At 40.8% G+C, this 24,797-nt stretch carries 17 protein-coding genes; 8 read left to right on the top strand and 9 right to left on the bottom strand.

Annotated features, from left to right (window positions below; genetic code table 11):
* Positions 1-93: 93 nt before the first annotated feature.
* The 3 genes from A3775_RS14985 to A3775_RS14975 all read right to left on the bottom strand — a co-directional run bounded on the left by A3775_RS14985 (position 94) and on the right by A3775_RS14975 (position 7,149).
* A complete protein-coding gene (locus A3775_RS14985; protein ID WP_066425629.1) occupies positions 94-1,713 on the bottom strand; it encodes a hypothetical protein in 1,620 nt (539 codons plus the stop codon).
* Entirely contained in the window at positions 1,691-6,136 is a 4,446-nt protein-coding gene (locus A3775_RS14980; protein WP_066425627.1) for an AAA domain-containing protein, read from the bottom strand. Before A3775_RS14980 ends, A3775_RS14985 begins: the two co-directional genes overlap by 23 nt.
* A gap of 95 nt (positions 6,137-6,231) precedes the next feature.
* Positions 6,232-7,149, bottom strand: coding sequence for a histone deacetylase (locus tag A3775_RS14975; RefSeq protein WP_066425623.1), 918 nt, complete (start codon positions 7,147-7,149; stop codon positions 6,232-6,234).
* 217 nt (positions 7,150-7,366) lie between these two features.
* On the opposite strand from A3775_RS14975, the gene A3775_RS14970 reads away from it, so the two are divergent.
* The 3 genes from A3775_RS14970 (at position 7,367) to A3775_RS14960 (ending at position 10,757) form a co-directional block, all read left to right on the top strand.
* Entirely contained in the window at positions 7,367-8,410 is a 1,044-nt protein-coding gene (locus A3775_RS14970; RefSeq protein ID WP_066384337.1) for a mechanosensitive ion channel family protein, read from the top strand.
* 191 nt (positions 8,411-8,601) lie between these two features.
* The gene (locus A3775_RS14965) at positions 8,602-9,504 is read left to right on the top strand and encodes an alpha/beta fold hydrolase (protein WP_066384335.1); all 903 of its coding nucleotides are present in this window, start codon (positions 8,602-8,604) and stop codon (positions 9,502-9,504) included.
* Positions 9,505-9,746: 242 nt separating this feature from the next.
* The gene (locus tag A3775_RS14960) at positions 9,747-10,757 is read left to right on the top strand and encodes a serine/threonine-protein kinase (protein WP_066384333.1); all 1,011 of its coding nucleotides are present in this window, start codon (positions 9,747-9,749) and stop codon (positions 10,755-10,757) included.
* Between the two features lie 152 nt (positions 10,758-10,909).
* Here the strand turns inward: A3775_RS14960 and A3775_RS14955 are convergent, their stop codons facing one another.
* Together A3775_RS14955 and A3775_RS24305 are read right to left on the bottom strand one after the other, a co-directional pair.
* On the bottom strand, positions 10,910-11,947 hold the full coding sequence (locus tag A3775_RS14955) for a hemolysin family protein (RefSeq protein WP_066384331.1): 1,038 nt from the start codon (positions 11,945-11,947) through the stop codon (positions 10,910-10,912).
* A gap of 118 nt (positions 11,948-12,065) precedes the next feature.
* Positions 12,066-12,215, bottom strand: a complete 150-nt coding sequence (locus tag A3775_RS24305) for a hypothetical protein (protein ID WP_156481646.1) — start codon at positions 12,213-12,215, stop codon at positions 12,066-12,068.
* Positions 12,216-12,254: 39 nt separating this feature from the next.
* Between A3775_RS24305 and A3775_RS14950 the strand changes: the two genes are divergently transcribed.
* A complete protein-coding gene (locus tag A3775_RS14950; protein ID WP_066425620.1) occupies positions 12,255-12,971 on the top strand; it encodes a trans-aconitate 2-methyltransferase in 717 nt (238 codons plus the stop codon).
* A gap of 10 nt (positions 12,972-12,981) precedes the next feature.
* Here A3775_RS14950 and A3775_RS14945 read toward each other — a convergent pair whose 3' ends face one another.
* Complete coding sequence (locus A3775_RS14945; RefSeq protein ID WP_066384326.1) at positions 12,982-13,908, bottom strand: cobalamin-binding protein; 927 nt, start codon at positions 13,906-13,908, stop codon at positions 12,982-12,984.
* A gap of 541 nt (positions 13,909-14,449) precedes the next feature.
* Here A3775_RS14945 and A3775_RS14940 point away from each other — a divergent pair.
* The gene (locus A3775_RS14940) at positions 14,450-15,322 is read left to right on the top strand and encodes a peptidoglycan recognition family protein (protein WP_066384321.1); all 873 of its coding nucleotides are present in this window, start codon (positions 14,450-14,452) and stop codon (positions 15,320-15,322) included.
* 263 nt (positions 15,323-15,585) lie between these two features.
* Here the strand turns inward: A3775_RS14940 and ribBA are convergent, their stop codons facing one another.
* Positions 15,586-17,274 (bottom strand): bifunctional 3,4-dihydroxy-2-butanone-4-phosphate synthase/GTP cyclohydrolase II, encoded by a 1,689-nt coding sequence (gene ribBA / locus A3775_RS14935; RefSeq protein ID WP_066425664.1) that lies wholly within the window; start codon positions 17,272-17,274, stop codon positions 15,586-15,588.
* A 395-nt stretch (positions 17,275-17,669) separates the two neighbouring features.
* Here ribBA and argC point away from each other — a divergent pair, with 395 nt between their 5' ends.
* Positions 17,670-18,728: an N-acetyl-gamma-glutamyl-phosphate reductase gene (argC, locus tag A3775_RS14930; RefSeq protein ID WP_066425618.1), complete on the top strand. Its 1,059-nt coding sequence runs from the start codon at positions 17,670-17,672 to the stop codon at positions 18,726-18,728.
* Positions 18,729-18,880: 152 nt separating this feature from the next.
* Here argC and eno read toward each other — a convergent pair whose 3' ends face one another.
* On the bottom strand, positions 18,881-20,170 hold the full coding sequence (eno, locus tag A3775_RS14925; RefSeq protein WP_066425617.1) for a phosphopyruvate hydratase: 1,290 nt from the start codon (positions 20,168-20,170) through the stop codon (positions 18,881-18,883).
* 424 nt (positions 20,171-20,594) lie between these two features.
* Here eno and gloA point away from each other — a divergent pair, with 424 nt between their 5' ends.
* On the top strand, positions 20,595-21,029 hold the full coding sequence (gloA, locus tag A3775_RS14920) for a lactoylglutathione lyase (protein WP_066425615.1): 435 nt from the start codon (positions 20,595-20,597) through the stop codon (positions 21,027-21,029).
* A gap of 214 nt (positions 21,030-21,243) precedes the next feature.
* Positions 21,244-23,886 carry an ATP-dependent chaperone ClpB gene (gene clpB, locus A3775_RS14915; protein ID WP_066425614.1) on the top strand — a complete coding sequence of 881 codons (2,643 nt, stop codon included), beginning with the start codon at positions 21,244-21,246 and terminating at the stop codon, positions 23,884-23,886.
* Between the two features lie 131 nt (positions 23,887-24,017).
* On the opposite strand, the gene A3775_RS14910 is transcribed toward clpB, so the two are convergent.
* Positions 24,018-24,737 carry a bifunctional 2-polyprenyl-6-hydroxyphenol methylase/3-demethylubiquinol 3-O-methyltransferase UbiG gene (locus tag A3775_RS14910; protein WP_066384311.1) on the bottom strand — a complete coding sequence of 240 codons (720 nt, stop codon included), beginning with the start codon at positions 24,735-24,737 and terminating at the stop codon, positions 24,018-24,020.
* Positions 24,738-24,797 lie beyond the last annotated feature (60 nt).

Here is a 24,797-nt window from a genome sequence, read left to right as displayed (position 1 = left end):
AGCCAGCACTAACACAGGTACTTAACACCTGCATTTCTCGACGGAAAAGCCCAGTATCAGTTAAAGCTTGATAATTGCTAGTTTATTCGCTGTCTAATTGTGTTTATATGTACTCACGCTTCTTTGACCTTGGGCTTTAATCTTTTCCCAGACTGGGAGAAGTTCTAAGCAATTGTTATCCTCTATCTGTTTAAGTGCTAAATCTTCCATACCTAATGAAGCCCATACGCACAAAGAATTGATCGCCATCTGAGGATCACGCACTTGTAAAGCTTTTTGCCATAATGTTTGAGCGTGGTCTTGAAAGCGATGAGACAAAAACTCGTAGGCTTCTTGTACTTGATTCGGAATTGTCACCTTATATACTGACTCCCCTCGTGGTAGGTAGTCACCACGGTAGGAAAGCCAGTTATGAGATCCACATAGATGAATCTCTTGATCAACTATTATTTCTTTAACGTGGGAGTCTCCCAACCAAAATATGTTTACACCGGGTAAACCATCAGATGTTTTTATCGCCTGTAGTTTTGCTTCTACTTCTGGGGGTATTGGTCTGTCCTCATCTTCTTGTCGTCGTGCAATTCCATGTCCAATTAAAATCCAAACTCCACGATTTACTAATTCTTGTAGTAGCTTGAGAAACTTTTCATCTACAACAGCAGCACTGACCCAAGGGGAATATATCAGAATTTGACGTTTTGCTGATTTTAATACTTCCCAAAAAGCTTGATTAATCTGTCTATCACGTAATTGAATAGCTGTACCAGCTTCTATTGATTTATCTGTATTTGAATCTGTTTCTGTCTTGTTGGCTAGTGCTTTTTGTCTAATTTTTTCAACTCTAGCTTCTATTTCAGCATTTTTCCTTTTAAGAGTCACTTCGCGTTCAAAATTGATGATGTCATCAGACAAATGACACAATGATTTTAGCGAAATTCTCTCTTCAGCTAAAAGGGATTGTAGCTTGGTTGTTACAGATTCTAAAATTTTATTACCACTGCGTACTTGAATATTCAATTTATCATCATTTGCATCGAAAATTACTAAGAATTCTATTTTTCTCCAAATTATTTGGCTGGGTGAGGTAATTGTACATGAATTAATAATTTTTCCCTGTTCTGGAACATGAAGAGCTAAACTAGAAGCCTGAATCTTTTGCTGTAGCTCATCTAATGGTAATGAGATAACATCATTATTTTCTTGTTCAATGGTTACAAAATCTGCTAAATTCGGCAGTGACATTAAGGCATTATCTAATAAATCCAATGGTTCATACTTAAAAATAATATTCTCTTCTAAAGGGCTGGTAATAGCATAAATCTGTACTGCGTATGGTGGTTGAGGTACAGAACCCCTCTCATAAAACAAACGACCTTCAGGTGTAACAGTAATTTCTGAGGTATTTCCTATAACTTGTAATGATTGCAGTGTAGAAATCGTACTTGTTATAAATACAGTATCAAGACCAAGCACAGATGCTAATTCATCTGCTGTTGCTGGGGTGTCAAATTCAATTCCGGCTCGAATAATGAACTCTTCAAGTAGATTAAAATTGCGGGCTTCTTTAATAGTTAACTCTATAGGAGTTTGGTAGAGATTATATCGAAATTGACGTGCTGCTAAGACTGATAAGCTAGAACTTTGTGCTTCAATTTTATCTACTAAACTTTTCAGATTTTCATCAATAGGTTTAGCCGCAGATGCGAGAAACATCAATCAAACCTCCTTGATGACGGATAACTTGAGAAACTTGAGAGTACATATTGCCAACTTTTCCGCGTTGACCAGTAAATAATTCGTGACAGCCTACAATTATTAGTAGTTCTTGAGCGCGGGAAAAGGCTACATTAACCCGTTCTGGCTTTTTAGCAAATCCCACATCTTGAACCTTATTGTTGCGAACCATACTAACAATCACCACAGGTCTTTCCATACCTTGAAAGCGGTCAACTGTACCAGTACGAATTTGTAAATATGGAAATGATTCAGAACGCAGTCTTTCATCAATTTTTCTGAGTTGTGCGCCATAAAATGTAATTACGGCAATTTCTTTTTTTGGTTCACCATTAGTCACCTTATTAGCCCAAAGATTATTAAAATGGTGACACAAAGTTTCAATCACATCAATTTCTTGAGGATTAATAAAAGAAGTACCCTTTTTTTTCTCTCGATAATCAGGACTTATAGGTGTTTTTATCCAAACTAGATGGTGTTGTTCTTGAATAATTTTATCTGCTAAATTATGAGCGCGTTTTGTATCAGGTTCTAAAATGCCAGACTCTAGTTTATTGTCATAAAACTGATTGATTGCACCCATAATGAAGGGGTGCATTCTATATTGTATAGTTAGCATTTGCTTAATGCTTTGATCAGCAGACTCAAACTGAAGTTTAAAAAGAGACTCTTCTAAAAATTCTAGTTCTTCACGTGTACTACCAATTGCTTGGGCAACTTCTTCTAAAGTGTTAGTATCGAGCATTGGTGGTAATTGTTTATGGTCGCCTACCATAACTAATTTTTTACCTTTTAAGGCTGGAATTAGTAACTCTGGAGGAGTACATTTACTAACCTCATCAATGATAACGACATCAAAATATTTAAATTCTTGATTAAAATGAGGATTAGCAGCCTGAACGCAGGTAATACCAACAACATTGGCATTATCTAAATAAATTCGTCTCAAATCATTGCGATCGCTTTCTGATGGTTGACGTAGTTTTTGAATCCAATCTTGAATAAAGTTCTGATATCTTGTTAAATAATCCTCTTCATTTTTTAGTTGCTCTTGCCAAGAATTAAACTGGTTTTTAACTTTATATAGTGCTTCTATGGAAAACAAGTCATTAGCAGAAATCGCAATTTTAAATTTATCAGGTATTGTTTCCCATGTTGACTTCCACCAGATTCTTTCTGCTGATAACTCATCTAAGTTTTGCTGTAAGGTAACTATAATCTCGCTGAGTTGCTTCTGATATTCTGTCAGTTGGTTGTTACACTTTGATTGTGTTGATTGTATATGTGATATTTTATCTATCAGCAAAGATTTAATTTTTGAAAGCAACGCCAAATGATTTATTAAAGATAAGACATTTTCTAGTTGTTTGATTCGACTTTCAATAGGATGTATTTTTGCTGTAAATTGTGGAATATCAGCTAATATATTAGAGGTATTGTCAAGCATTCTTGCAACTGCAACCCGCAATTCATCTGGTAAATGTGAGAATTGGGAAAGCTCTTGCAATAGTGCGATCGCTCTTTTTATCTTAAAGTCTGCTTCATTCTGAGAAATTCTTAAAGATTCTTGAATTGCCAGGATTTGTTGTTGACAATTATCTGCAAAACTTACCTGTTCACTTAATTCTCTTTCTAGCTGTTGTTGAGTTTGTTCTGTTTCAGTCTGTAATTGATTCAGCCATTTGAGCGCGTTTTTATTAATACCTGGTACTAATTCGTTTGTAATCTCAGTTATAATTGATTCACTATCAATCGGTTTAACTCTATGAAGTATAATTCTAGTTTGCCTTTTAATAAACTCAAGGGTTATTGACGCACGGTAACGACGGCTATATGGGCGTAATATTTTAACAATTGGCTCTAAGTTTTTATAATTAACAGCAAATGCAATAATCCCTTCAATAATCTGTTCCCATATACCCAAAGGTTTCTCAATTTCATCAATACTATTTTGTGCTAGTTGCTTGAGTTTAAAAAGAGACACAACAGAATCTATTTCTTTAATAGCAATCATCTGAGAAATATCAGTTTCTCTGAGTTTGCGATTTCCTAATAAATTTTGTCCTCTTCCTACTAAATCTTTTATTTGTCCCAGCAGTTTATAAGATTTATCCCATTGACTATATTGCTGAATCAATTCATTAAATTTTAGTTGACAATCAGCAAAAGTATTTTCCCAGCCTGGATGATTATATTTCTGTATAAGTGTTAATAATTCCACAGGAAGTTCTATTAATTCAACTGTAAACTTTTGACGGTTTTTAAAAGATTGTTTCAAGCTGTTAAACACATTAGATGCTGCTGTACTTAGCCATGTATCTAGTGAAATTTCTGCGGAATTGATTTCAGACTGACGTTTTTGTAATTTCCTAATTTTTTGTTGTAAGCTTTGCTGAACACTCATAAATTCTTCGTGGTTTGAATTAAGTTCAGCAAAAGATTGCAAATTTTGTCTATGAGTCTGTGCGGCTGACTCAGCTTCAATCATAGCTGTAACTGTATGATTCGCATAATCTAAAGCTGTCTTCAATTCAGAAATGTTGACGGTGGCTGTATTATGTAACCAAGCAGCTAAACCAAATAAGCTAACATTTGGGTGGATTATGCCAAGTTCAGAAGCTAAATTGACTGCTATCCGAAGATTTGCAGAAAAGTCTCGAACATAAATATCTGTAGATATATATGACAAAAGGCTATTCCATAAATTGACAAGTTGTGATTCTTGCCAGCCTACTGAAGATTCTTGATTTAATAAATTATCTACAGCAACCTTGAGAGATTCAACCTCAGTTATTTGTGCTGTTAGTTGTTGATATTCATTAGTTTTGTTTGTACAGGCTAACTCTAAATTAGCTTTGCGTGTTTCTAATAGGCTTTGTTTTTGTTGGAATATCTCTTCTAATTTCAGATATTCTAAAAATCGTTGTGATAATGTCAACAAGTGATGTAAGATTTTTACATTGTCAAGTCTTTGTCCAAGGTTGTTTTCACAGTAAGTAGCTGTATTTTGTAGCCACGTATTAATTACTTTGTCTTCTAAAAATTGCTGTCCTTCCTCTCCTACTTTTTCAGCTTTCCCCTTTCTTACAGCCCGAATTACAGGGTTGTGAACTAATCGACTCAGGGCGTTATCTACTGCTAAATTAGCTTGAGAAGCAATTAAAGTACGTCCACCCCGCAGAGCAACTTGATAGCAAATTTCAGCAATTACAGTAGTTTTACCTGTACCTGGTGGCCCTTGAATCAGAGCTAAATCCTCAGATGCAAGCACCATTTCTACTGCTGCTTTCTGGCTAGGATTAGCGGATGATAATAACAAATCCTCTGGTTGAAGTTGAACAATATTTTGAATTGGTCTTGCTTGGGAAGCGTCGAATAAGAAATTTCCTAAGTAGGGGTTTTGGGTACGACCTTGATTTAAGTCTTCTAAAGCTTTTTCTTTACGACGAATCTGTTGTATATCACCAGCAGCTTGAAAATATAAAAATCCTTGAGACGGTAGTTGATAAACCCCATCTGCCATCTGTTCTGCTAATTCACGTTCTAGCTTCACGCGAATACTACACTTCTGAGAATCAAATCCTTCAATCAATCCTAATTGGCGACTATCACGCCAGTTTTTTCTATCAGGAACAGTCTCAAACAACCTGATATCTTCATTTTTTGCCCGTCTTACCCGTTGCCAAAAATCTTCCGCATCAAGGGAATTTTCTTCAGCACCGTCAACAGTCGCTGAGTCTACATTAATATCAAAGCTGATGGTTCTGGTAGCAGAGCCATAATTATGACCTGAAAAAAATACACAAAATTGACGTGCTTGAGCAATTTTTTTCTCTATTTGTAAAAATGCTTTCCAGGCTTTAATCTGCTCCTCTGTAGGTAGATGATCACCATAGATGGGCATTTTAGCTATTCTATTTAGTGCTGCTGATGGAATATTAATTTGGTATTTGTAGTTTGGCAGTAGGCGCAAAAGACAAGGTAAAGCATAGCCATCACCAGAACCTGATTTAGTTTCTAACAACCGAGTAGAAAGTATTTGTAAACCGCCATATCCATTTTGTTCTACAGCAGCTCTTAATCCTAGAGTTTTTCCCAGGTTTTCAAGTCTTGAAGGGAGTAACGCATCATCTCTATCTGTGGCTATTGTTAACTCCCAGATTTCTTCTCCGTCTTGTTTTCCTTGCCCTTTGCGGCGTACATAAAATAGGCAAGGTTTTTGTCCAAACAATTCCTTCATTAATTCATTAGCACGCCCTCGCCTTTGCTGAAATTCTGAATAAGCCTCAAGAACAGTTTGACCTTCAAGCTCACGAATAAGACGGTCAATTGCCGAACCTAGCAAATTATATCCCCAATCTTCGGATGATAATTCGTAGATGCTGATTTTGGGATTGTCCATCAACAAAACCTATATGTGCCAATAGGGTTCTTTAGTTTAATTACATTAAAACATATCTAAAAATTTTGTTTTCAGTAAGATTACGCATAAAGTTACTATAATTTATATTGGCGGTAAACCTCACTGGCAGCTCGATGTACTAAAGAATGCCGCCAAACTAAAGACTGCATATCATCAGCGTATCCGCCACCAATGACACAGGCGACGGGGTAGCCAGCACTAACACAGGTACTTAACACCTGCATTTCTCGACGGAAAAGCCCAGTATCAGTTAAAGCTAATTTACCTAAGCGATCGCCTATATGCGGATCAACACCAGCATCATAAAATACTAAGTCAGGCTTGACATCTGAGAGTAAATCTGGTAAGTAACTCGCCAAGGTTTGTAAATAAGCGTCATCCTCCATACCCACAGGTAGGGGAACATCTAAATCACTTTGTTGCTTAGTTCCTGGGAAATTAACCTCGCAGTGCATGGAGAAGGTAAAAACACTGTTGTCTTCTTGAAATATCAACGCTGTACCGTCGCCTTGATGCACATCCAAATCGACAATGAGAATTTTTTGCGCTAGACCTTGTTTTTGTATAACACGGGAAGCGATCGCTAAATCATTGAAAATACAAAAACCAGAACCATAACCGGGAAAAGCATGATGGGTTCCGCCAGCCGTATTACAAGCTAAACCCTGACTCAATGCTAACTGGGCTGTAAGTATTGTGCCACCAACCGCCACACAAGTACGATTAGCTAAAGCTTGACTCCAAGGTAAACCAATCCGACGCTGTGCTTTAAAATCTAAAGTACCTTCACAATAAGCTTTTACATAGTCTGGGGTGTGGATTAACTCAATTAACTCTGAGTCAGGACGCATAGGCGTGTAAAACTGTTCGGGATGCGCTACACCGTCAGCTAACAGCAATTCATAGAGTTTTCGGAATTTCGCCATCGGGAAGCGATGCCCTTCAGGTAGTGGCGCAACGTAATCAGGGTGGTAAATAATTGGTAAATCCATGTTATTTAGTCATGAGTTATTAGTGATTAGTTATTAGTTATTAGTCATTAGTTTTTCTCCTCCGCTTCCTCCGCTCCCTCTGCTCCCCTGCTTCCTCATCTCCCTCATCTCCCCAGTTTCTCCCCCAAGTCATTATTGAGGTAAAATTTTGCAATAATGAGATTGCACCAGCGTCTACATTCAATTGTCAATACAATATTTAAAGTCAAAATTGATGATGATGGACTGGATTTTACCTGTAGCTTTCACCTTAGTTGGCTTACTGTCAGGCATAATTGGCGAAAAAGTTATTTTCAATAAACTGAAAAAATTTGCCGCTAAGAAACAAATTCCTGGCAGTGAAATCATCTTTAAATCTCTGCAACGTATGCCATTTCTTTGGTTTATGCTTGCAGGGTTTTCAGCCGCTATTGTGAGTGCGCCCATCAAGACAGATATTAGCTTTTTATTACAGAGAATAACTAAAATTGTCTTTCTGTTTTCAGTCACCTTAGTCTTGGCCAGATTAACTGCGGGTTTTGTTAGTTTATATACTCAATCAGCAGAAAGAGCAACAGCATCACTAATTTCTAACCTAGCTAAAGCTGCTGTTTTGGGCTTGGGAGTCTTAATTTTACTACAAACCCTAGGGATTGAAATTACACCGATTATCACAACTTTAGGAGTTGGTGGTTTAGCAGTAGGTTTAGCATTACAAGACACTTTAGCTAATTTGTTTTCTGGATTTTACTTGATTCTTTCTAAGCAAGTACGAACTGGTGATTATATCAAATTAGATGATGGAAATGAGGGATATGTCACAGATATTTCTTGGCGCAATACAACTATTCGCGAAATTTCTAACAACGTAATCATAGTACCAAATTCTAAGCTAGCTTCCACAATTTTTACTAACTATCATCTCCCTGCCAAAGAAATAACTTTAACAATGACAGTGGGTGTGAGTTATGATAGTGATTTAGAAAAAGTCGAAAGAGTTACTGTAGAAGTCGCTCATGAGGTGATGCAATCAATTGCACCGGAATTAATTGCCAATGAGCCATATATTAGATTTCATACTTTCAATGATTTTAGTATAGACTTTACATTATATATGCGGGTTAGCGAATATTTTGATCAACGGATTGGCAGACATTTATTTATTAAAAAACTGCACAAACGTTATCAAGAAGAAGGTATTTCTATTCCTTTCCCCATTCGAGATATTTATATCAAAGAAAATGTTAGTCCTGAGAGAACATTAAATCTAGAAGAATCATGATTATGTAGAGATATTGTATGGCAACCTCTCCCCATAACCCATTAACCTGTGAAAGTTTGTCATACCAGGGTAAAATCTTATGGTTGGTATTGGGATTTCTGATGATTTCTGGTCTGAAGATAGCACTTTGCTGAGATTGGTCAGAAGTGAGACACTTTAGTATATAAAGCCATAGTATAGGAATCTTAATAATGACTTTAACCACCCAGCAGCTAGTAACCACGGGTAACTTTGAAAAACTGGTTTGGACTTGGCGAAATTACAAAATTCAATATACAGTCATGGGTACTGGACAACCGTTGGTACTTGTGCATGGCTTTGGCGCATCCATTGGACATTGGCGCAAGAATATTCCAGTTTTAGCCAGTGCGGGATACCAAGTTTTTGCTTTGGATCTTTTGGGTTTTGGTGGTTCGGATAAAGCACCCATTGAGTACAGTACAGAAGTTTGGGTAGAACTGTTAAAGGATTTTTGGACAGCCCATATTCAACAACCTGCGGTATTTATTGGTAATTCTATCGGCGCGCTTTTAAGTTTGATTGTCTTGGCAGAACATCCAGACATTAGTGCTGGTGGTGTATTAATTAATTCGGCTGGTGGTTTAAGTCATCGTCCCCATGAATTGAACCCACCCCTGAGAATTGTCATGGCGGCTTTTAATCGAGTGGTGCGATCGCCCATTACTGGTAAATTTGTCTTTAACCGCATCCGCCAAAAATCGCAAATTCGCCGCACCCTTTACCAAGTTTACCGCGATCGCACTGCTGTTACTGATGAATTAGTTGAATTACTTTATACACCATCCTGCGACCCCGGCGCACAACAGGTTTTCGCTTCCATTCTCTCAGCACCCCCAGGGCCAGCACCAGAGGAACTATTACCCCAAATAGAACGTCCATTATTAGTAATTTGGGGTGCTGATGATCCTTGGACACCAATTACAGGGGTGAAGATTTACGAACAGGCACTGGAAAATGGCAAAGATATTAAAATCTTACCCATTCCGGGAGCCGGTCATTGTCCCCACGATGAAGTACCAGATATCGTCAATACCCAGATTATTGATTGGCTAGCACAGCAACGCTTAGGTTAAACACTCTGAGGCTAGTATTGTTTCCTCAGCAATTTTGTAGAGACGCGTAGCCGCTCACAGAGCGGCTTCTCGTAAATTTATCCTCGCGTCTTCACTCAACATCACGTTTTCAGGCAGCATCCCATAACCACTTAAACATCTATGCGTCTTTGTGCATCAAGGCAGAATGGCAAGTAAAAATCTGGGTGAATACTTATCATTTGTGAAATACACTTGACAAAATCAAACTTAGGTGGTGTTTAATGCAGTTTGATGTGCGTAATCAAGGGATAATTCCCTTAATTCACCATCCAGATTTCTCTGCGTTAGGTTATGAAGTGCTTCAAGAACTGGGACGGAATCAGGAAGGTGGACGCATCACTTACCTTGCTAAAGTCAGCCACTCTCATCAACAGGTAGTAATTAAAGCCTTTAGTCTTGCTCATGCTGGTGCTGACTGGTTGGGTGTCACAGCATATCAACGAGAAGTAGAAATCCTGCAAAGACTCAACCATCCCCGTATTCCCCGCTATCTTAATTCTTTTGCTACACCTACGGTTTTTTACATAATACAAGAGTATAAAAACGCTCCTTCTCTGGCTTCAAGACGCAGCTTTAAACCAGAAGAAATTAAGCAAATAGCTGTGTCAATGTTAGAAATTTTGGTTTATTTACAACAACAAGTTGACCCAATTATCCATCGGGATATTAAACCAGAGAACATTTTACTAGATGAGCATTTGAATGCCTACCTAGTTGATTTTGATTTGGCTCAGGTAAAGGGTGAGAAAATGGCCTTGAGTAGCTTGGCGGCAGGAACTCCTGGTTTCATGCCCCCAGAAGAACAAAACGGTGATTCTCTGACTCAAGCTTCAGATTTATATAGCTTAGGTGCAACTCTGATTTGCTTACTCACTGCCACCCGTTCTGGAAATATTAGCAAGTTAATTGACAGTAATTATCGCTTTCACTTTCAAAAATTAATACCTCACATTCATCCCCGTTTTGAGTGGTGGTTAAGCAAAATGGTAGAACCCAAATCTCAACACCGCTACCCAAATGCAGCAACTGCATTAGCAGCCTTACAACCAATACAACCTACTGCTGCTGCCAATGCGATAGAAACTTTAGTGGCATCTGTGAGATTAAGAAAGCAAACAGCCGTACTAGGTTTAGCTACAATGGCAATGCTGGCAGTGGCAGGAATAACTTTAATCATGTCACAACAGGATAGTGCAGCCCAGCCAGTCCAAGAAATTGGAGTCAGGGAGTAGGGGAGATGAGGGGGATAAATAAATTCAAAATTCAAAATACCCTACGGGAAGGCTTACGCCTACAAAATTCAAAATTCAAAATTAAATAATTTTTCCCAGAATTATTGACTTTTGACATTTGATTTCTGACTTATTTGATGCCCCACACCCAACTACTTAATACTGAGAGACTGCAACATTTTTTCTCGCTTTTTGCGGGCTATTTCTTGCAAATCAACACTTCTGTCAGTTTCATCAACAATCTCCCCAGTAATTACTTCCAACACATCTTCTAAGGTGACAACACCAGCAACACTTCCATACTCATCTACCACTACCGCCAGATGTTCATGGGCTTCTATAAAGTTTTTCAACAGTCTATCTGCCTGAATTACCTCTGGAACAAAGCGAACCTTGCGAGTCAGCGTAGAGATGTTTTGATGTTTTTGTCCTTCCACCATTGCTGTGAGCAATTCCTGTTTTAAGGCAAATCCCATGACTTGATCAATCGACTCATCGGTAACAAGAATCCGAGTATGTTGAGAGGCGATGATATCTGTTTTTGCCTCCGCTATGGTGAGATTACCGCGTATGTGTGTCAGCATAATCCGGGGAGTCATCAGGTCTGCGGCTGTGACATCATTGAGTCTAAACACCCGTTGAATCATTTCTGCTTCATCGCTTTCAATAATTCCTTCCTGTTGACCGATATTTGCTAATAACTTGATTTCCGCCTCGTTAGTTGTGGGTCTTTTTTTACCTTGAGAAAACGGTGCTGTGACGTTTTCTAAAATCCACACCAAGGGTGTGAAGGCAATCGATAATGCTGTTACAGGTAGAGCCGCCAGCATGGCGAGTTGTTCAGAATATCGCTCGCCGATGGTTTTGGGAATAATTTCCCCAAAAATAATAATCAGGAAAGTTAAGACTGCGGAAAATACACCCAGCCACTCAGATCCTAGGGCTTGAGTAGCAACACTCCCAGTGACAATACTGCCAATAATGTTGAAAATGTTGTTGAGGATAACAATAGTCGCAATTGGTCGATTCATATTTTCCCGAATCGCCAAAAGTGCAACGGCTGAAGGGTTATTTGATTGTGCTAATTGTCTAACTCTCAGGGTAGATACAGAAAACAGTGCCGTCTCTACACTAGAGCATAATGCTGAACCCAGAATGACGACAATGACGATGGTGATAAGCTGTAGCATATTGTTTCCCAAAGATGGGAATGGTTCGTCTCCTTAATGAGTGGCTATCTTTATTATCTTCAGTATTTGCTGGTTATCGAAAAACTGGGTTTAAAACCCCGTCCTTCGCCCAGGTTAATCAACGGTTGATTAATGGCTGAAGCTGCTGGAGCGAGACGCTACCCATAGCTTGCTTCCCCGTAGGGGTAGGCTGATCGCTCCTAACTAGAATAAATGTTCGCCACGCTGACAACTCCAGCCTCATCGCCCCATCTGCAAAACTCATCATGCTGTAAGATTGATTGATGAAAGACTTGATGGACAGAATATGTCACAGATATTTCCTGGAGAAGTATTTGCTAATACTGCTGATTTTGACAACGGGATTCGCCAGTTATTGCCAAAATATGATGAGATGCTGGCAGTCATCACCCGTTGTCTTCCATCTAGGAGTAGTCGCATCTTAGAATTAGGCTGTGGCACTGGCGAGTTGAGTCTGAAGCTACTAAAACACTGTCCCGACGCTCAAGTTATAGCCTTAGATTATTCACCCAGGATGTTGGAATTTGCCCAAGCTAAAATTGCTAGTGCTGGGTATGGGCAAAGATGGACTGGGGTACAAGCAGATTTTGGTGACTGGGCAGTTAATCCAGAAAAATTAAATATAGGCAAAGAGTTGGATGGTTGTGTATCATCCTTAGCAATTCACCATCTTCAAGATGAAATGAAGTTAAAGTTATTTCAACGTATTGCTGCTAGCCTGCATCCCAATGGTTGTTTTTGGAATGCTGACCCTACCTTACCAGAATCATCTACTTTAGCAGAAATGTATCAAGCGGCACGAGAGGAATGGGCAAACCAGCAACGAATTAATTTAACAGAGGTGCGCGCGAAAGTCGGACAAAGCAGCACACAAGGGTACTCCAGTCAAGACCAACTCGCTACTTTAGAAACCCACCTGCAAATGCTGACTCAGGCTGGGTTTAAGACGGTGGCTGTACCTTGGAAGTATTACGGTTTTGCTGTTTTTGGTGGTTGGCTTTGAGCAAGTTGAGTTATAACCGTTCCCAAGCTGTGCCTCTATAGCCATAATCAAAAATTTCTGGATGTAAAATTTCTGCCATAATTTCTAGAGAATCTACCAGTCTGGGGCCTGGACGGTTAAAGTAAGCATTGCCGTCAGTAATGTAGACTCTACCAGTTTTGGCAGCATGGAGATTTTGCCACTCTGGGTTTTGCGTCAATAGTTTGGCTTCTTGACGAGTGCGATTTAAGTCAAAACCACAAGGCATAAATACTATGATATCTGGATTACTCACTAACAGTGTTTCCCATCGCAAATTAGGGGAAGGTTGACCTGTGACACAAAATAGTGATTGTCCTCCGGCTAAGTTGACTAATTCAGGAATCCAATTTGCTCCTACCATCAAGGGATCTGTCCACTCAATACAGGCAACATTAGGTAATTCTGCTAAGGAAAGTCCCTGGATTTTTTGCTGACAAATTTTGACACGCGCTTCTAAGTTTTCTAATACGTGGACAGCATCTACACCAAATATATGAGCGACTCGTTCAATGTCATTCCAAACATCCTCTAGTAGATTAGGTTGTAAAGAAATAATCTCAGGTGAAGTATGGGTGAGTTCGTCTACTGCTTTTTCCACATCTCGAAAGCTAACAGCACAAACATCACATTGGTCTTGCGTGATAATATGGGTAGGCTTTAACCTCTCGACAACATCGGTCTTAATTTGATAGATACTGAGAGCCGATTGCAGTATTTTATTCATTCCATTGTGTATATCACTGCTGGAAGCATCGGTGTGTAAGCGTGTCTGGGTGCAAACAGGGCGATTCTGGATTTCTGGCGGGTAGTCACATTCGTGCGATCGCCCGACAATGGCATCCGTTAAGCCCAAGGCTGCTAAAATCTCAGTTCCACTGGGAATCAACGAAATAATTCTCACATTCTCATTTTTCATTGCTACACCTTTAATACAGCTGCTGTATCACTAATTCAATTGTTGCAAAATTCTACTCTGGAAGTATCTTTCTAGAGGATAATGCCTCAGCAATCATCCGTATTTTTGTGAACCTGTAAATTCACCGAACCTCCTCGCTGCGGAAGCCCTTGACTTTAGGCATGGGGTGTTGCAGCAGATGCACTTTATTTTGCACTGTAGAGACTAGCTATGCTTAGTCTCTAAATCATTGATTTGATGCAACTTCATAGAAAATTGGTATTAGGACTTACGCAAGTGTCATCATGAAACTTTCTTTTAGGGTGCGTCAGATGTCAAAAATAATCTACTTTGACGCACCCTAATAATGTGCCAGTTGCGTAAGTCCTGTGATTTTTGATTTCTATTGTTAGCGACTTTTTATCTTAACAAATACTTAACTTATATTTAACTCTCTCTAGAGAAATAGCTCTGTTAGCAGACGTAATTATGTTATTGTTCTGTTTTATATTAAGAGGATATATTAAGATTAATTAAAACTGCTTGATTAAGCATAAAAAAAATGAATTTTAGAAACTGGGCTAGCAGAGTATCAATCATTTTTTTCATGTTATCTGCTTTAGTTTTAGCACTCAGCACAGGGAAAGTTACACAGTTACCAGAGAATACAACTACATCCTCAAATCAAGAGATTACAACCTGGAGTCAATATCCACAAATACAAATTCAGCAGGTTGAGACTGAAGTTAACCAACAACAAAGTTTACTGGCATCTCCAACTAAACCGAATCCTATTTCTGGAAGATACATAACTACTGAAGCTTTTAACAGATATAGACCAAGATACGAAATTGCTGCTGTAGACCCCAGTAACTACGGAGAAAGATATACTCAAGATGTTAACGGCGTAGTTTTAAATAATCAACCAATTATTGTCATTCACGAAACGAGTAATTCAGCTAGTAGCGCGGTTAATTTCTTTCAAACACCCCATGAAGATGAAAGTTGGCAAGCGAGTTATCACGCCATAGTTGAGTTAGACGGTACTGTAATTTATCTTGTCCCTCCAGACAAGCGGGCGTTTGGTGCCGCTAACTCAGTATTTGAGGGAGCAAATGGCCCGGAAACTGTGAAAACTAACCCTAATTTACCACCATCTGTCAATAATTTTGCTTACCACGTTTCCTTAGAAACACCACCAGATGGGCGCGGCAATAATTTGATAACATCTCATAGTGGTTACACAGAAGCGCAGTATCAATCTTTAGCTTGGTTAATTGCCCAAAGCCAAATACCAGAGGATCGGATTACTACCCATAAAGCAGTAGATCGTTCTGGAGAAAGAGCTGATCCTTTTAGTTTTGATAGTGATAGATTCTTCAGTTGGCTTAACACCTATCGCCAAATCAATCCAGTTTATCGGGCAGGTAATTAATGCTTTAGGGAACACAAAAAAATCAATTATATAGATTGTTAGGTCATATTTTGCACCATTCTCAATAAGCTCCAGGCGATGCACACCCAACAACCTAAAATTAAGGGTTTGAACAACTTGCAAGCAATGCCTACCCTACAAAAATTATCATTAAGGAATAGGTGCAAGATGTGTGTTATTGGGGTGCATCAGTACGAATAATTTTTGGGTATCTCAGCAGTTGACTAACGCACCCCAGATAATGGAGTATGAGGTTTCTCGTCCTACCTGATAAAACTATAAATTTTCTGTGTTTCCAGGCGATCGCCTACTGAAGACGGTAACTCTCCCTGTGGGATGGTTTGCCTGTCTAGCTGGACTTGCAAATTACTCAGGGGATCGCTACCAGAAGAAATCAAAAATTCGAGTTTCTGCACGTAAGGTAAGGTGGCTAAGTTATCCAGAATTTGCAAAATGGCTTGCAGGTAAGGATGTCCGTCTTGTTGATACCAGTCAGCAGCAGCTAATTTTGGTTGGTCAAAACCCAAGTGTACTGTTAACGATGGCTCATCAAATAAAGCGATCGCTAAAGGACGGGCTTCTTCTTGTAACAATAAATCATAACTCCTCGCTAAATGCCGCAATTTCTCTAAACGCTCGTAGCGTTTTGTTACCAATTGCGGGTCATCTTGCCAATGAATTGCGACTGTTACCAAACAGGTTTGTAACAACATGTGACCGAGCTTTTTGGCTTTAGTCGCCAAGTAATAGGAATTGTAGTCATTGGCTTCGATTAACAACGGCACACGGTCAACCACTTCCAAACCATAACCCTTCACTCCGGCGATTTTCCGGGGATTATTGGTAATCAGGCGTATCTTTTTCACGCCTAAATCCATCAGTATTTGCGCTCCCATACCATAATCGCGCAGGTCGGCAGGAAATCCTAAACGCTCATTCGCCTCTACCGTATCCAGACCTAAATCCTGCAAAGAATAGGCTTTTAGCTTGTTAATTAAACCAATACCTCGTCCCTCTTGGCGCAGGTAAACTATTACACCTTGACCAGCCGTTTCAATCATTTTCAGTGCAGCTTGCAACTGCATCCGACAGTCACAGCGCAAAGAACCCAAAGCATCGCCTGTGAGACATTCTGAGTGCATCCGCACCATGACTGGCTCATCTTTAAAGTTAGCCGGGTCGCCTTTGACAATGGCAACGTGTTCAGTATGATCTAGGGTGTGACGATAGGCGTAAATGTCAAACTGACCGAATTGACTAGGTAGCTTAGTTACCACTTCCCGATATACCAAGCGGTCATGTTTGAGGCGATAACTAATTAAGTCAGCAATGCTGATAATTTTGAGATTGTGATGTTTAGCATAATCAATTAACTGCTGCAACCGTGCCATTGAACCATCGGGGTTTTGAATTTCACAAATCACCCCGGCTGGGTATAATCCGGCTAATCGCGCTAAGTCAACAGCTGCTTCCGTGTGTCCAGCACGTTTGAGGACACCACCAACTCTAGCCCGCAACGGGAAAATATGACCAGGACGACGTAAATCTGATGGTTTTGTGCCTGGGTTGAGAGTTACTTGGATAGTGCGGGCGCGGTCTTCGGCGGAGATTCCCGTGGATACGCCTAAATGCGGCCCGGCATCAATACTGACTGTAAAAGCCGTCTGATTGGGATCAGTGATGTTCGTTACCATCAAGGGTAGATCGAGTTCATCCAGGCGATCGCCTGTCATCGCCAGACAAATCAATCCTCTAGCTTCCACTGCCATAAAATTGATCATGTCAGGCGTAGCAAACTGAGCCGCACAAATCAAATCGCCTTCATTTTCTCGATTTTCGTCATCTACCACCACAATGGCGCGACCAGCCTTGAGTTCTGTCAAAGCAGCATCAATAGAATCAAACATAAAATTTGGATTTGCAGAGGTAACACCGTGATTCGCCTCCTCCATTGGAGGAGCTATATCTGGATTGGGATAATCTTTATTAATGGGAGCGTTTTCAGGCTGCTGTGTATTTTTAGACTGTGACACAGAGAATTTTAACTAGCAATAGTAAATTTTTTTAACAAATTCTTATTTTAAATTGTAGCTGCTTTATGCAGCAGAAATATAAACTAGCAATGTGAAAGTATGGGCTTGCCAAGGTTTTATATACCTTTGTAACCTTCTGCCATTGTTTTTTCATGCTTGTGCGTCAGCTCTACCGTTAAAATTGGGCTTTAGTGCAGTGTCGTTGAATATGCTCTGGTGCTGGGCTTCTGTGGCGTTTTCTCAGTTTCGCCTCTGGTAGCTAGTAGTTGGCAGATCACAACAGATTAACCAAAAGCGGATAAGGATTTGAGATCATGGGTAATTTAAGACGCGTACCAGTTGGGATTGTTGGCGCGTCAGGCTATGGCGGATTGCAATTAGTACGATTACTACTGGAACACCCCGAAGTCGAGTTAGTTTATTTAGGCGAAGATAGTATTGTCGGAAAGTCATTGGCGACTGCTTACCCTCATTTGGCAAATGTCGTCAAATTGCCAATCGAGGCTATCGAACCCGAAATTATCGCCAGTCGTTGTCAAGTGGTATTTCTTTCACTATCAAATGGTCATGCTTGCCAAATTGCACCCATTTTATTAGAACAAGGATGCCAGGTAATCGACCTGAGTGCAGACTATAGATTCAGAAATTTGGCAACCTATACCAGTTGGTATGGTAAAGAAAGAAGCGACCATGATACAGCCGCCACCGCCGTATATGGATTACCAGAACTGTATCGCGATCGCATTGCTGATGCCCAACTGGTTGGCTGTCCTGGTGCTTACCCTACAGCCAGTCTGATCGCACTTTTACCACTATTTAAGCAAGGTTTAATTGTCCCCGAAACAGCGATTATCGATGCTAAATCTGGTACATCAAGCGGCGGGCGAGAACCCAAAACCCACTTATTGTTAGCCGAAGCCGATAATTCCCTGGCAGCATATAGCGTTACCCGTCATCGCCATACGCCAGAAATTGAACAAATTTGTAGCGAACTAGCAGGTCATGAAGTCACAGTCCAATTTACACCCCACCTTGTCCCAATGGTGCGGGGAACTTTGGCAACGGTTTATGCTACACTTCGTGATCCTGGTTTAGTGGGCGATGATATTATAACAATTTATACAGCATTTTACCGTAATTCTCCCTGGATAAAAGTCTGTGATAGCGGCATTTACCCGAATACAAAATGGGCTAGCGGTACTAATATTTGTTATATAGGTATAGAAGTTGACCCGCGCACTCGCCGTGTAATTGTCATGTCAGCCATTGACAACCTGATTAAAGGTCAAGCGGGTCAAGCCATTCAGTGTCTCAACTTGATGATGGGTTGGGATGAAACCTTGGGTTTACCCAAGGTGGGGTTTTATCCATAATTGGGCAGGGGAGCAGGGGAGATTTTTTCAAGAATTCAACAATTCATTAATTTTGAATTTTGAATTTTGCGAAAAGTTCTGTAGGCGGGTTTCCCGCCGTAGGAAACTTTTCAAGACGAATTTTGAATTGATTTGTCCCCAGTCCCCAATACCTACTTCGGCCCTAAGCCTACAGCACCAGCATAAACGGCGCGATCGCCCAATTCATCTTCAATCCGAAGTAAGCGGTTGTATTTAGCTACCCGTTCACTACGACATAGAGAACCGGTTTTAATTTGTCCTGCACGAGTAGCGACAGCTAAATCCGCAATTGTGGTGTCTTCTGTTTCACCGGAACGATGGCTAATTACTGACCGGAAACCGTTCCGAGTTGCCAAGTCAATTGTTTCCAAAGTCTCAGTCAAAGAACCGATTTGATTGAGTTTAATCAAAATGGCATTACCGGCTTTTTCTTGGATGCCTTTTTGTAAGCGAGTAGCGTTAGTTACAAACAAGTCATCCCCAACCAACTGCACCCGTGAACCAATCTTCTGGGTGAGCAATTGCCAATGCTGCCAATCTTCCTCATGCAAACCATCCTCAATCGACACAATCGGATATTGAGCAACCAACTGGGCTAAATAATCAATAAACTCAGTGGGCGCATGAGGTTTACCATCATAGACATACTGCCCATTTTTGTAAAATTCGCTAGCTGCTACGTCCAATGCTAACGCCACTTGTTCCCCAGGCTTGTAACCAGCCTTTTCGATAGCAGCCACCAACAATTCTAAAGCCACTTGATTTGATTCTAGGTTAGGGGCAAAACCACCTTCATCACCGACACCAGTCAATAAACCTTTGTCATGCAGCACTTCGCTGAGGGTAGCAAACACCTCCGCACCCCAGCGCAAAGCTTCCCGGAAGGAAGGCGCACCAATGGGGACAATCATAAACTCTTGAAAGTCTACGTTATTAGCAGCGTGCGCCCCACCATTAATGACATTCATCAAAGGCACAGGCAGCAAATTCGCCAAAGGGCCACCTAAATAACGATAGAGAGGAATTCCCAAAGACTCAGCCCCGGCTCTAGCAGCAGCGAGGGACACAGCCAAAATCGCATTCGCGCCCAAGTTAGATTTAGTCGCCGAACCATCCAGCGCAATCATTGTCCGGTCGATCAGTTCTTGGTTGAGGGCATCCAAATCAATTAACTTAGGGGCAAATACTTCATTAACGTTTTGTACTGCCTTGAGTACCCCTTTACCACCGTAACGGCTTTTATCTTTGTCTCGTAGTTCATGGGCTTCAAAAGTACCTGTAGACGCGCCACTAGGAACTTGTGCCAATCCCACAGCACCACTAAGCAAATGTACTTCAGCTTCTACAGTTGGTCTACCCCGCGAATCGAGAATTTCACGGGCTACAATTGCTTCAATAGCAGTATCTACAATGTTACTCATTAGTTTTTGCTCCTTCTTACCGTTGATTGGACAAAATCTAGTAGCTCAACCCAATCGTTAGCATAATTGCTCTGGCGTACTATTGGCTGAGATTAAATGAAGATTTCCAGAGATGGGCTTAAATAGGCGGACTTTGGATTTTGGATTATTTTTTGGTCAATAGTCAATAGTCAATAGTCATTAGTCATTAGTTATTAGTCATTAGTCAATGGGCATTGGGCATTGGATTTTCCCCCTCATCTCCCTCATCCCCCTCATCTCCCACCCTGCGGGTGAATCCTACGGATACGCTACGCGTTCGCGTAGCGTCTCGTAGAGAACGCGGTAGCGTCTCGTAAGAGAAGCAAGCTACATCCCCCTCATCCCCAATCCCCAGTCCCCTGTAAAATGTTGGCAGGTAAACACACTCACAGATCAGGTCTATATGCGCTTACTACATACAATGCTACGGGTGGGTAATCTTGAAGAGTCCTTAAAATTCTACTGTGATGTCTTAGGGATGAAGTTACTGCGACAGAAAGATTATCCCAGTGGGGAATTTACCCTCGCCTTTATTGGTTATGGCGACGAAAGCGATAACACAGTTATAGAATTAACCTACAACTGGGGTGTAGACAAATACGAATTAGGAAATGCTTACGGTCATATTGCCCTTGGTGTAGATGATATCTACTCGACTTGTGAGCAAATTAAAAATCGTGGCGGTAAAGTAGTAAGAGAACCAGGGCCAATGAAACACGGTTCTACAGTCATTGCTTTTGTAGAAGACCCAAACGGATACAAAATTGAGCTAATCCAATTAGGAACTCAAGGATCTGCACAAAAACAAGAATCAACAGAAAAACTGGTAACTCAGTAAATTGGGGACTGGGTATTGGGGACAAATCAATTCAAAATTCAAAATTCAAAATTCAAAAATTTTTGAAAAAAATCTCCCCTTCCCCCATCTTCCCCCACTCCCACCCTGCGGGAAGCTGACGCTACATCTCCCTCTGCCTCCTGTCCCTTCCGCAACACGTAATTGTTACCTTAAAACTAGAAAATCTTAAAGTTACACATCCAAAATCGTAAAGATGCAGCCTACAGATCCTAATAAATTTACTGATAAACTCTGGGAAGCAATTGTTAAATCTCAGGATATAGTCCGGGCATATCAACAACAGCAGTTAGATGTTGAGCATTTAATTCTTGCTCTTTTAGAAGATCCTACAAGTTTAGCTCTGCGGATTTTGGCGCGTGCAGAAGTTGACCCTATCCGTTTACAAGAGCAGCTAGAAAGTTTTATCAAACGTCAACCAAAAGTTGGTAAAAGTGATCAGCTTTATCTCGGTCGTGGTTTAGATACTCTGCTTGACCGTGCTGAAGAAATTAGGACAAGGATGAAAGATGGGTTTATCTCTGTCGAACATATCTTGTTAGCCTTGACTGATGATGAGCGTGTTGGTAGGCGGGTACTCAAAGGTTTTAATGTAGACAATAGCAAGTTAGAAGCAGCTATTAAAGCAGTTCGGGGTAGTCAAAAGGTGACAGATCAAAATCCAGAGTCCCGTTATGAAGCTCTACAAAAATTTGGGCGGGATTTGACAGAACAGGCGAAATCTGGCAAATTAGACCCGGTAATTGGGCGGGATGATGAAATTCGCCGGGTGATACAGGTGTTGTCTCGTCGCAGTAAGAATAACCCGGTGTTAATTGGTGAACCTGGGGTGGGTAAGACTGCGATCGCCGAAGCTTTGGCACAGCGTATAGTAAATGGTGATGTCCCCGAATCTCTGAAAAACCGTCAACTCATCTCTCTCGATATCGGTAGTTTAATCGCTGGTGCTAAATACCGGGGCGAATTTGAAGACCGACTTAAATCTGTTCTGAGGGAAGTTACAGAATCCAACGGTCAAATCGTCCTGTTTATTGATGAACTGCACACCGTCGTCGGTGCTGGCTCAAATCAACAAGGGGCGATGGATGCGGGAAATTTACTTAAACCAATGCTAGCGCGGGGCGAACTGCGGTGTATTGGGGCGACTACCCTGGATGAATACCGTAAGTTTATTGAGAAAGACGCAGCCCTAGAACGCCGTTTTCAGCAAGTATTTGTAGACCAGCCCTCTGTAGAAAATACAATATCTATTCTGCGGGGTTTGAAGGAACGCTACGAAGTTCACCACAATGTCAAAATATCAGACTCGGCTTTAGTGGCGGCGGCGACTTTATCAGCCCGTTACATTTCTGACCGCTTTTTGCCAGATAAAGCCATTGATTTGGTAGATGAAGCCGCAGCGCAGTTAAAAATGGAGATTACCTCCAAACCATCCGAATTAGAAACCATTGACCGCCGCTTGATGCAGCTAGAAATGGAAAAGCTATCTCTGGCCGGAGAAGAGAAAGTCCCAGCCCAAACTAGGGAGCGTTTGGAGCGAATTGAGTTAGAAATTGCCAATTTAACGGAAAAACAGCAAGATTTAACTAATCAATGGCAAGGTGAAAAGCAGCTTTTAGAAGCCATCAGTGCTTTAAAGAAAGAAGAAGATGCTTTAAGAGTGCAAATTGAGCAAGCTGAACGCGCTTATGATTTGAATAAAGCGGCTCAATTGAAGTATGGCAAATTGGAGGGAGTACAGCGCGATCGCGAGTCTAAGGAAGCGAAGCTGTTAGAATTACAAAGTCAAGGTTCTACTCTCCTCCGCGAACAAGTCACCGAAGCCGACATTGCGGAAATTGTCGCTAAGTGGACAGGTATCCCAGTAAATCGCCTGTTAGAATCAGAACGTCAAAAATTACTCCAACTCGAAAGTCATTTACATCATCGCGTCATCGGTCAACAGGAAGCCGTAGAAGCAGTTTCCGCCGCCATTCGTCGCGCCCGTGCGGGGATGAAAGACCCCAACCGCCCCATCGGTTCATTTTTATTCATGGGGCCGACAGGTGTCGGTAAAACCGAACTCGCCCGCGCCTTAGCCCAGTTTCTCTTTGACTCAGATGATGCCTTGGTGCGGTTAGATATGTCCGAGTACATGGAAAAACATTCAGTTTCTCGGTTAGTCGGTGCGCCTCCTGGTTATGTAGGCTACGAAGAAGGCGGTCAACTCTCGGAAGCTATTCGCCGTCATCCTTACTCAGTGGTGCTTTTGGATGAAGTAGAGAAAGCACATCCCGATGTGTTTAATATCTTGCTTCAAGTGTTAGATGATGGTAGAATTACTGACTCTCAAGGTAGAACAGTAGATTTCCGTAACACAGTTATAGTCATGACCAGTAACATCGGTAGCGAATATATATTAGATGTATCTGGTGATGATTCCCAGTATGAGACAATGCGAAATCGGGTAATGGATGCGTTGCGATCGCACTTCCGCCCCGAATTTCTCAACCGTGTAGATGACATCATCTTATTCCACACCCTCAGCCGTGGCGAAATGCGCGAAATTATCCGCATTCAACTTAAGCGTGTGGAAAATCTGCTACGAGAGCAAAAAATCTCCTTTGAAATCTCCCCAGCCGCTTGTGATTTCTTAGTAGAGAGGGGTTATGATCCAGTTTACGGCGCACGCCCCCTAAAACGTTCCATTCAGCGAGAAATTGAAAACCCCATTGCTACCAAGTTATTAGAGAATACTTTTATCGCTGGAGACACCATTTACATTGATAAAGGTGATAATGGCTTGACTTTTAGCAATCAAGCACCAGTTAAGGTTTCAGTCGCAGAAATTATGACATAATTTTCACCGTCTCCCCGATCAATGTAGAGACGTTTCATGAAACGTTTCTACATATCCCCCATTCCCTTGTAGGGAAGGGGGGGTTAGGGGGGTTAGGTTTCGACGTAGCGTTAGCGAAGTCGGTAGGTAGTTCATATCTTTTGAAAAATCCCTACCCAGCCATCTTTTCGACCGAACCAACCGAATGACATAAAATAGAGCAATACACAGATAAATTCTAGAACTTGGTAAAATTTTGTTGCCCAAGTTCTGATCACTTGCGCCCTAACTAAAGTAAATCTAAAATGTCTTCTCCGAAATTGCACATCTTTTAACGCCAGTTTATTGCGAGAATAATACTGCACCTGAGTTGCAACTCTACCAAATACCATCAAAATCCCAATCGGTAAGTAGGGTTTAACGTGATCAAAATCTTCATAAAAATACTCAGTTAACAAAGGCGTAGCAATAATTAAATATCCCCCAGATTTCAGTCTATCTAGATAATCATCCAGAAAATCTTTTAAATCTGATGGATGAAAATGTTCAATAATATGCGACATCAAAATAATATCAAACTTGTCAGTTGTCTGGGAAAATTCGTCTAAAGTGATACAATTTAATCCCTGTTTTTGATTAGCTTCAACCAGTGTGGGATTAACATCTACACCCAAGACTTGATAACCTGCTGTAGCGATCGCCCTCATTTTTTTGCCGTAGCCACAACCAACATCTAACACTTGGCAGGTTGCTGGTTGCGAGTATTTCCTGATAAATTTGAGTATAATGGGCTGATCATAGTCGTATTTGACTAAGGAATAATAGATTTTTTTGATCCGTTCATATATTATCTTATTGCTGTTGTCGTTCATATTACTCTCCCATAAATTGCAGGATAGAAATTTTTCATGCTTAATAATTGAGTTACGCCA

Source organism: Anabaena sp. 4-3, from assembly GCF_001597745.1.
Classification (GTDB): domain Bacteria; phylum Cyanobacteriota; class Cyanobacteriia; order Cyanobacteriales; family Nostocaceae; genus Trichormus.
The sequence above is the reverse complement of the archived record's forward strand: the minus strand, read 5'-3'. Positions and strand labels throughout refer to the sequence as shown.